The following is a 9804-nucleotide window of genomic DNA, read 5'->3' as shown; positions in this document are numbered from 1 at the left end:
ATTTATCTGCATTTCAAAACTTTAATTAAAGTGAATTAACATCAACCTTGATACCAACACCTTGTGTAGTAGTGATAGTCAAGTTAGTTACATAAGTACCTTTAGCAGTAGCTGGTTTTGCTTTTTGGATGGTATCGTTGAATGCTTTGAAGTTTTCAACCAACTTGTCAGCTTCAAATGAAACTTTACCAATAATAGCCTGTACGTTACCTGCACGGTCTGCACGGTAAGTGATTTTCCCGCCTTTAGACTCTTCAACTGCTTTCGCAACATCCATTGTTACAGTACCAGTTTTAGGGTTTGGCATGAGGTTACGTGGGCCAAGGATACGTCCAAGACGTCCAACAAGCGCCATCATATCTGGTGTAGCAATAACTACATCAAAATCAAGCCAGCCACCGTTAATTTTTGCAACGAGGTCATCTTCACCCACGAAGTCTGCACCAGCAGCTTTCGCTTCTTCAGCTTTTGCACCACGTGCAAAAACAAGAACGCGTGAAGTTTTACCAGTTCCGTTTGGCAATACCATTGCACCACGGATTTGTTGATCTGCTTTTTTAACGTCGATGTTCAAGTTGTAAGCAACTTCTACAGTTGCATCAAATTTTGCAAAGTTAGTTTCTTTTGCAAGAGCTACAGCTTCTTCTACGCTGTATGCTTTTGTGCTGTCGATTTTCTCAAGAGCAGCACGAAGTTGTTTGCTTTTTTTAGCCATTTTTTATTCTCCTTGTAAGTGGTTCAATCGATTTTCATCTCCCACGTCACTTCTCGAAATGATGAAGTCTTGCGGGTCTCCAGCGATTTATATCGCATGTTTGGGGGTCATTGATTAGTCAACAACTTTGAATCCCATAGAACGAGCAGTACCTTCGATCATACGCATTGCAGCTTCAATGTTTGCAGCGTTCAAATCTGGCATCTTAGTTTCAGCAATTTCTTGTACTTGCGCACGAGTAACTGTTGCAACTTTCTTCTTATTTGGTTCGCCTGATCCTTTTTCAGTACCGGCAGCTTTTTTCAAAAGAACAGCAGCTGGTGGAGTCTTTGTAACGAAAGTAAATGATTTGTCTTCGTATACAGAGATAACAACTGGAATGATCATGCCTGCTTGATCAGCTGTACGAGCGTTGAACTCTTTAGTGAATCCCATAATGTTGATACCGGCTTGACCAAGCGCAGGACCAACTGGTGGAGCTGGAGTAGCTTTACCAGCAGGGATTTGCAATTTTACAAGTTTTTCGACTTTTTTAGCCATTTTTAAATCCTCCTTTGTGGTTTTGGCGGTAAATAAAGATTTTTACCTCCCACAAGTATGCTTTTTGCATACCTTTCCATTATACACTAATCTTTCTAAAATGCAAGAAAAAATTCTAATCTTTTCGCATTTTTATGGTAAAATAGTTGTATGGTATTATTAAAAATTGCTTCAGTATTATTTATCTTTTTAACCCTCATTTTGGCTATTATCACGGTGAAAGTCTTTAAATTAAAGAAATATGGTTTGAATTTTGCAGACTTAGCTTTCCCTTTCTTTATTGTGGAGTTTTATATCATCTCAGACAAGGCTTTCTATCACAGTCTTTTGCCTCAGCTGGTTTTAGCGCTCTCTGGTCTGGCTATTGCTATCACAGTTTATTTCCTAAAAAAGAAACAAACTTTTTACTATCCCAAATTTTTCAAATTCTTCTGGCGGGCCGGTTTTCTCTTGACATTCTTCATGTATCTAGCTATGGTCATCAGTATATTTATTTTGCAGTGAAAAAGAGCCAAGGCTCTTTTTTTATTCATGAAGCTCCAGAGGCAAGCCATCGGGATCAAAAAAGAAGGCCATCTTACGCCCGTCAAAGTCATCATAACGCAGCTCAGTATGGGGAATTTCTAAACGATCAAATTCCGCTAGAGTAGCCTCTACATCTGTTACTCGAAAGGCTAGATGCCGCAAACCGGTATGTTCTGGATGAGGTAGAAATGGCCGTTTGGGAGCTTTTTCTTTGATGAAAATTTCCAGAGTCAGATTCCCCTTGCGAACATTAAAGAGAATGTCCTCCTTATCTGGCCGGTGGTGCTCATCCAGCATCTCAAAGCCAAGCTTATCCACATAAAAGGTCTTAGTTTTGGCATAATCATGACCAATAATCGCAATATGATGAATGGTATCTAGTTTCATAACTTCTTTTCCCTTCGTTCTTAAGTAGAGAAAATCTGCCGGCTGACTGCTGGCAGATTTGTTTTTATCGAATTCTTCTTTTTCTAGTAAACTAGTTAAAATAAAGATCAATTAGTCTGCAAGACCTTTCTCGGTTTTGTGCCTTCAGCTGGTCCAATAACGCCGGCTGCTTCCAGCTCTTCCATAAGGCGAGTAGCCCGATTAAAGCCGACCGATAGTCGCCGCTGAATCATAGACGCGCTGGCCTTCTGTGTCTCGATAACCAAGGCTTTGGCTTCCTCAAAGAGTGGATCGCCCTCATCGTCACCTCCGCCGGTATCCAAATCATTGTCAGATACTTCACCAGGATCAAAGCTGTCGTCATAGTCAGCTTCAGCTTGATTCTTGACAAAGGCAACGATGCGCTCCACATCTTCATCTGAGATAAAGGAGCCCTGCAGACGAACCGGATGATTTTCATCAATAGGCTTAAAGAGCATGTCTCCACGACCCAAGAGCTTTTCTGCTCCATTTTCGTCTAGAATGGTCCGACTGTCTGTCCCGCTAGAAACAGCAAAGGCAATCCGAGACGGTACATTGGCCTTGATCAGACCCGAGATAACATCTACAGATGGCCGCTGGGTAGCCAGAATCATGTGAATCCCAGCCGCACGCGCTTTTTGTCCCAGACGAATAATGGCGTCTTCCACTTCCTTGCTGGCCACCATCATAAGGTCAGCCAGTTCGTCCACGATGACGACGATTAAAGGCAGGGGAAGCTGCTTGTACTCTGACTGGGCATTATACTCAGCAACCTTCGCATTGTAGCCAGCAATATTACGGGCACCTACCTTGGAGAAGAGTTCATAGCGGTTTTCCATCTCGTCTACAACCTTCTGGAGGGCACGGCTGGCCTTGCGAGGATTGGTTACGACTGGGATAAGCAAGTGGGGAATGTCATTATAAACAGACAGCTCCACCATCTTAGGATCCACCATCATAAACTTAACTTCATCTGGTCTGGCCTTCATGAGAATGCTGGCTATAATACCGTTGACAGCCACAGATTTACCAGAACCAGTAGAGCCCGCTACCAAGAGGTGGGGCATCTTAGCCAAGTCAAAGGAGCGGACAGAGCCGTTGACAGCCTTGCCAAGCGGGATTTCTAGGAGCTTGCTAGCATCCGTCTTGGACTGGTCCCAGAGTTCTCGGAAGGTCACGGTCGCAACTTCAGAGTTGGGCACCTCAATCCCAACTAGGGATTTCCCAGGAATTGGTGCCTCAATCCGCACATCCTTGGCAGCTAGAGCTAGAGCCAGGTCATCCGCCAGATTGGAAATCCGATTGACCCGAACACCAACAGCTGGCTTGACCTCGTACTTAGTGACGGAAGGTCCGATTTCAGCCCGCTCAACAGCAGCCTTTATCCCAAAGCTAGCAAAGGTCTCTTCCAAAATCTTGATATTCTCGCGAACAATCCGTTTTTCTTTAGTCTGGTTCTTAGGCTTGTCAGGCGCAAAGAGATTGATGGTCGGTAGTTTATAGTCCAGACTTTCCTTGGCTGTAAAATCTACTTCGACATCTGCGTCAGCTTCTTCCCTCTCCTGAACACGCCCAAAATCTAGAGGTTCATGAGGATCATAATCGCCCGGTTCATCATAGTCTACATCATCAAAATCAACCGGTGTATGAGCCAGATCCTCACCATCTAAAATCTCACCCGTCTCAGGATCTACTCCAAGTCCTTCTTGTTCCACCTCAATAGCTTTCAGAGCTTCCTGGGCAGCCTTCTCTTCTCGCTCAAGGAATCTTTGCTGCCGCTTTTCTTCCCTCTTTTCACTCCACTGTTGGAAAGCTATGCTAAATTTCTCAGCAATATCATAAATCGACCATGGACTCATGAGCAGGACTCCAAGCGCAATCAGAAGCAAACCGATAAAATAGGAGCCGATATTTGAAAAGAGAAAAGAAATCGGAGCATAAAGAGCCGCCCCAATCAGTCCCCCACCAGCAAATGAGGTCACTTTAAAGGCCATCAAATCTGTCAGGACTCGCGTAAGCGTTGTGGATAAAACCTGCCCTTTCAAATGCAAAACGTGAACAAAGTAAGCTTGAAAAATCAAGCTCAAACCCAGAAAAAAGCTGATAAAGCCTGAAATTATCCCTTCATGCTTATGCAGCCATTTGAAGAAAAAGAGATAGCCCAAACTGGCCAAGATAGCCACATAGGCCATACTGCCCACCAGAACTCGAATTAAATTATAAATGGTGACCCCGAAGGCACCTAGTTTTAGAGCAGCAAACAACAAAACGATAGCCAAAACAAAAGTGGCAATCATCCGTTGAATCGCTTTCTGCCTTTCTAATTCTGCTTTTGTCGGCCGTCTAGTAGTCCGACCTTTTTTCGTATTTTTCTTATTTGCCATAACTTTCATTATAACACAATCTAGCTAGTTTTAGATAATCAAACTCAAGTTGTTTCAATTACTAGAAAATCTTATGATTTTTTTATTGTGCACTTATATTGTATACTCAAGACATAAGAAAAGCCCAGAAAATTCCTTCTCAGCTTTCCTTTCTCTATTCTAGATTCACCATAAAAGAGGCCCATTTTTTCTCAAAACTCCTTTTGCATTTTAACAAAGAGGTGAATATCGCCATTGCTTTCCTGTGGGATGCGCCTCACCATTTCAAATCCCATGTTGAGATAGAGCTGCTGGGCTCGATGATTGAAGTCAGCCACGGATAGCCTTAGGACTTGGGGCGCAAAATTTTCCATGATAAAGCCCAAAATTTCCTGCAGAAATGCAGCGCCTTGACCTTTTCCGCAGTGCTCCGGCTTCATCCCCAAACCAAGCTCCAAAGTTCGCTCTCCTTTCTGCTCCAAGCAGAAAAATCCATAGAGTTTGCCTTCTCTCAGGACTTGATAGTAACGTTCCCCACGTGCTTCAGGAGAAACCATTTCTTCATAATCCTCTAGGTCATTTTTCATGTCATAAAAATCATAAGGCGCCTCATAATGCCAGTCCTTAGCAATTTCTAAAGCATGCTGCTGGGTTAGTGGTTCAATCATCATCTTCTCCTCCTTTCTCTAAAATTCCCAATAAAATCGTTTCTGGTCTGCTTTTTCGCTGCAGCCGAGACTGCGGTAAAATTCATGGGCTGATAAGCGGGAAATGCCTGAATTAATCCGAATTCCTGTGTAGCCTGCTGCTTTTCCCTCTTCACGCAAAGCTTGCATCAGCGCTCTGCCATGTCCCTGCCCTTGAAAATTCTGAGCGACGGCCAAAGCCAAGAGATTGAGCAAGGACGGAAAATAGAGACAGTCGTAGCTAGCCGCATGAGCGTATCCTATGACCTGACCGTCTTCTTCAACTACCAAAATCAAATGCTGGTCATTCTCTAGCAGCCTCTTCAGTTGAGCCTCCGTCGCTTCCCTATCGAAGTCATAGCCCAGGCACTCAGCATTGAGCCGCTGAATGGCTGCAGCGTCTCTTAGTTTTACCTTACGAATCATTTGTCACCTCGTTCTTCTCTTTATTATAGCAGAAAAGCAGTCTCTTTGACTGCTTTCAATGAACTATTCTCCCATCTGTCCCTTCAACCAAGGCTCCGCCTCTTCTAAAGGCTGATCTGTTAAGATATGAGGCCGACTTGCCTTATGTTCATAGGCCACACCATATCTACAAAAGCTTATTTCTATCTCTCACCCTTGGAAAATACAATCATCAATCCAGAACCAGCTATACCTGCTAAAATAACGAGACATATATTTTTCAGAGGATAGAGCCAATCTTTATTTTCCTCATGCCACCTTGACTTCCAAAGCCCAACATAGTCAGCGTTCATATGTTCGGGTTGATTCAGCTGGATATTGATCACAATGGCTAGTAGGGGCAGGGCAATTAAGAGCAGGATAAACAGCCAAACTTTCTTCTTTTTCGTTAGGTTGAACTTCTTCATTCTTTTCTCCGTATATTTCCTATCTAGTATAACTTCTTTATTTTATTCTTCTCTCACTTCTATTTCCGAATGGCGATAACCGTAACCGAAGTAAATCAGAATTCCCAAGAACAGGGCGATTCCAAAGGCCAGCCAGGTGTCCCAAGTGTACTGAGTCATGAAGGAAAGGCAAATGACAATGGACAAAATCGGTGTCAGAGGCACCAGCGGAGTTTTAAACTCTCCTGCCTTGGGTTGTCCCTTTTCCTTCCGCAACTTCAAAATGGCAAAGGCCAGCATAATCAGGTAAGCTAATGTACAGATGTTGAGGAAGGAGGCGATGCTAGCCAGAGGGAAGATTCCGGCACAGATAGCCGCCACCACTCCCACCAAGATGGTTGCGTTTTGGGGCACTCTGCTCGTTGCAGTTAATTTTTTAAAGGACTTAGGTAACAAACCATCACGCGCCACACTGTAAATCATCCGAGACAAGGCATAAGTCATGGTAATGCAGACAGTTATCAGGGTCAAAATAGCCACGATGGAAACATAATTGGCCGCCCAATCCAGTCCAATACTACGAAGTGAAAAGGCTACTGCATCTGGAACATTAAGCTTGGTGTAATGTACCAGTCCAGTCAAGACCAAGGTTACCAAAATATAGAGAATGGTGACGATACTGAGGGACAGGACGATTCCACGTGGTACATTTTTTTGTGGCTCTTTAATCTCATCCACTGACATAGAAATAGACTCGAAGCCCAGAAAAGCAAAGAACATCAGAGAAGCTCCTGCCATAATCCCCGTCTGCCCGCCATAGATCTGGCCAAAGCCGAACGGAGCAAAGTTGGACCAATTCTCAGGTCGAAGATGAAAGAGACCAACGAGGATAAATAGGGCCAAAGCTGAGAATTTGAGGACTACCAAGGCAGAGTTGAAGCGCAGGGCTGCTTTTGAGTTTAAAAGTACGACTCCTGTAACAAAAAACACAACCAGAATAGGTAAAATATCGATGTATGTTCCCATCTGTGGATCAAAAGTTCCATTTAAGGCTGTTGGCAACTGAAGACCAAAACTACTAAGCAGTCCCTTTAGATAGGAGGCCCAGCCAGAAGCGACACCAGATACAGCTGTCATAAATTCCATGATAGTCAGCCAGCCGGCCATCCAAGCCGGAAATTCTCCCAAAACAGCGTAGATATAGCTATAGGCTCCGCCATTAGCCGGAACCCGCGAAGCAAACTCCGCATAAAATAGAGCACAAATACTGACACACAGGGCAGAAATCACGATAGATACAATCAAAGCTGGACCCGCATACGTCGCTGCGCCGATTCCCGTAACGGTGAAAATCCCTGTACCGACCATGGCACCTATCCCCAAAAGAATCAAATCTACCAGCTTCAGATGCTGCCGCATGCCTGTTCGGTCTTTACTGGCATCTTTTTTTCGAAAAATATTCATTTTAATCCTCGCAAAAGTATAGATGGTTTATTATATCATAGATTGCTGGATTTAGAAAAGCCCGTTTTCTATCCAGCCTTGCTGCCACCTAGAAAAAAACAGCAAAATAAGAAGCTGGGAAAACCCAACTTCTTATATAGAAACAATCGTGTGATAACTGCGGGAAGTAATCATAAAGACAAACACATAGCTGATAAAGAAGATAGCACAGACACCTAGCGTAACAGCCAGCATGAGAACTGAGTTAAGAACACCGATGGCAGACAAGATCAAGCTCAGCATGTGATAAGCAAAAGTCAGATGGATAAAGGCAAAGGCCAGCGGCAGGAAGAAAACAATCAAAATCTGCTTCCGAATGGTTTGTCTGATTTGCTTTTCATCCAGACCGACTTTTTGTAAAATCACAAAGCGATCCCGATCCTCGTAACCTTCTGAAATCTGCTTGTAGTAGATGATGAGAATGGTTCCCAGCATGAAGACGATTGAAAGGAAAATCCCGATAAAGAACATACCACCCAGCATTCCTTTGATTTCTTGTTTCTCAAAGGCTGTCACCGAACCATAAACCGCTTGATTTTCAGGCAAGGTTAGATTAAACTGATACAACTTTTCTTGATAAGCATCCTTCAGCTTACGTTGCTCTGCTGTTGGTAAATCTAGATTGAGACCACCATAATAGTCAAGATTTACAGCGTATTTGTCCATCAGTGTAGAGAATACTTGACTTGGATTTTTAAGGACCATGTAGATTTTCTCTGGGACGATCATGTTCATCTGGTCTGGCAAATGACCAAAGATAAAGTCTTCTTTGAGCTCTTCTTTGATTTTAAAGGTCTGACCAGCCAGCTGCAAGTCTTGCTGGAAATCCAGTTTCACGCCTTGCTGGTAGAGTGCCACCTCGTCATCCCCAAGATTCAGAGTTTTCCCTGTCATACTCTGATAATCCGCTTCTGAAATGGCTAGAATGTAAGTATTCGGCGTGACAAATCTCTGATCGGCAGCGAAAATATCAAATTGATTGCCGGCGCGACTTCTCACCCCCATCGTATAATATTGATAGACGACTCTTTTCGCGACTGGTAACTGTTGCTCATTCGCAAACTCTGTCAGAACTTGGTCCATCTGCTCACCCGTGACTCCTTTTCCTTGAATACTCATATCATGAGGAAACAAGGCTTTTTGCATGTAATCCCCACCAGCATAGATATTGGCTCCACCAGATAAAGTCACCAAGACCATGGTTGATAGGATGGCAATCGTTGCCAGACCCACCGCATTTTTCTTCATGCGGAAAATCAGGTTGGAAACGGAAATCATATTATTAGGTTGGTAATAATAAGACTTCCTCTTTTTCAAAAATTGCAGAAAGACTGTAATTCCAGCATTAAAGAGCAGATAGGTCCCCAGAATCACAAAGAGTACCGCGACAAAGAATGTAAAAATCGCTGATAAAGGATTGGTAACTCCTAGCGCAAGAAAGTAGCCAAATGCCAATGTTGCGAGTCCAAGCACAGTTTGCAAGAATAAAAAGCGACTTTTCTTTTCTCCGCTATTCTTTTCTTTGATCAATTGAAGAGCATCTAGTTTTCTCAGTCTCAAACCATTGCTAATCATCAAGCAGAAAAAGACAAAGGCATAAAAAACAGCAACGGAAACGACTACAGAGGGCTGGAAAGTCGAAACCAGCACAACTTTAACCCCCATGATTTTCAGCAAAAGGGCATAAATTAGCTTGTCAAATAAGAGCCCAAGTCCCAAACCAAGGAGAAGGGTGACCAAACCAAATACCAGTAATTCGATGACCACCATGACAAAGAGATGGGATTTATTGAGTCCTAGCACACTGTAAAGGCCCAGTTCTTTGGAGCGATTCTTGAAAACAAAGCTATTGGCATAAAAGACGATAATGCTAGTCGTGATACTGACAATAACCATCCCTAGAGAAAGAACCATGGAAATAGCACTTGCTCCGGTCATTTTTGTCAGATTGGGATTGAAGGTCAGAGAGAAAAAGATATAAGAGATAGCGATGGCTAGACAGGTCGCCAAGGCAAATGGATAATAAAGCTTACGATTTTTGACTAAGTTAGAAAGCGCAAGCTTACTGGTTAATCTAAGCATGAGCTGCCACCTCACTTGCCATGACCGTCAGCGTATCGGAAATTTCTTGGAACATCTGCCGCTCGGTCTTGTCACCGCGGAAGATTTGATTATAAAGAATCCCATCCTTGATAAAGAGCACCCGCTTGGCC

General features: G+C 43.4%; 10 protein-coding genes and 1 pseudogene. 1 reads left to right on the top strand and 10 read right to left on the bottom strand.

Annotated features, from left to right (window positions below; genetic code table 11):
• Nucleotides 1-25: 25 nt before the first annotated feature.
• Nucleotides 26-715 carry a 50S ribosomal protein L1 gene (gene rplA, locus STRDD04_RS06890; protein WP_037616184.1) on the bottom strand — a complete coding sequence of 230 codons (690 nt, stop codon included), beginning with the start codon at nt 713-715 and terminating at the stop codon, nt 26-28.
• 114 nt (nt 716-829) lie between these two features.
• On the bottom strand, nt 830-1255 hold the full coding sequence (gene rplK, locus STRDD04_RS06885; RefSeq protein ID WP_037616181.1) for a 50S ribosomal protein L11: 426 nt from the start codon (nt 1253-1255) through the stop codon (nt 830-832).
• 150 nt (nt 1256-1405) lie between these two features.
• Here rplK and STRDD04_RS06880 point away from each other — a divergent pair, with 150 nt between their 5' ends.
• Complete coding sequence (locus STRDD04_RS06880) at nt 1406-1759, top strand: DUF3397 domain-containing protein (RefSeq protein WP_037615213.1); 354 nt, start codon at nt 1406-1408, stop codon at nt 1757-1759.
• 21 nt (nt 1760-1780) lie between these two features.
• Here STRDD04_RS06880 and gloA2 read toward each other — a convergent pair whose 3' ends face one another.
• The 8 genes and pseudogenes from gloA2 to STRDD04_RS10620 all read right to left on the bottom strand — a co-directional run.
• Entirely contained in the window at nt 1781-2167 is a 387-nt protein-coding gene (gene gloA2, locus STRDD04_RS06875) for an SMU1112c/YaeR family gloxylase I-like metalloprotein (RefSeq protein WP_062200598.1), read from the bottom strand.
• Between the two features lie 107 nt (nt 2168-2274).
• A complete protein-coding gene (locus STRDD04_RS06870; protein WP_062200572.1) occupies nt 2275-4572 on the bottom strand; it encodes a DNA translocase FtsK in 2298 nt (765 codons plus the stop codon).
• 191 nt (nt 4573-4763) lie between these two features.
• On the bottom strand, nt 4764-5222 hold the full coding sequence (locus STRDD04_RS06865; protein ID WP_062200570.1) for a GNAT family N-acetyltransferase: 459 nt from the start codon (nt 5220-5222) through the stop codon (nt 4764-4766).
• Nucleotides 5223-5237: 15 nt separating this feature from the next.
• Nucleotides 5238-5663 carry a GNAT family N-acetyltransferase gene (locus STRDD04_RS06860; RefSeq protein WP_062200568.1) on the bottom strand — a complete coding sequence of 142 codons (426 nt, stop codon included), beginning with the start codon at nt 5661-5663 and terminating at the stop codon, nt 5238-5240.
• Nucleotides 5664-5845: 182 nt separating this feature from the next.
• Nucleotides 5846-6109 (bottom strand): hypothetical protein, encoded by a 264-nt coding sequence (locus STRDD04_RS06855; RefSeq protein ID WP_062200566.1) that lies wholly within the window; start codon nt 6107-6109, stop codon nt 5846-5848.
• A 42-nt stretch (nt 6110-6151) separates the two neighbouring features.
• Nucleotides 6152-7552: an amino acid permease gene (locus tag STRDD04_RS06850; RefSeq protein ID WP_062200565.1), complete on the bottom strand. Its 1401-nt coding sequence runs from the start codon at nt 7550-7552 to the stop codon at nt 6152-6154.
• Nucleotides 7553-7684: 132 nt separating this feature from the next.
• Nucleotides 7685-9673 (bottom strand): ABC transporter permease, encoded by a 1989-nt coding sequence (locus STRDD04_RS06845; RefSeq protein WP_062200563.1) that lies wholly within the window; start codon nt 9671-9673, stop codon nt 7685-7687.
• Nucleotides 9666-9804, bottom strand: a pseudogene (locus STRDD04_RS10620) (ABC transporter ATP-binding protein); the annotation flags it as partial. The pseudogene STRDD04_RS10620 and the gene STRDD04_RS06845, both read right to left, overlap by 8 nt.

It is taken from the genome of Streptococcus sp. DD04 (assembly GCF_001578725.1).
GTDB classification, from domain to species: domain Bacteria; phylum Bacillota; class Bacilli; order Lactobacillales; family Streptococcaceae; genus Streptococcus; species Streptococcus sinensis.
This window is presented reverse-complemented; position numbering and strand designations above follow the sequence as displayed.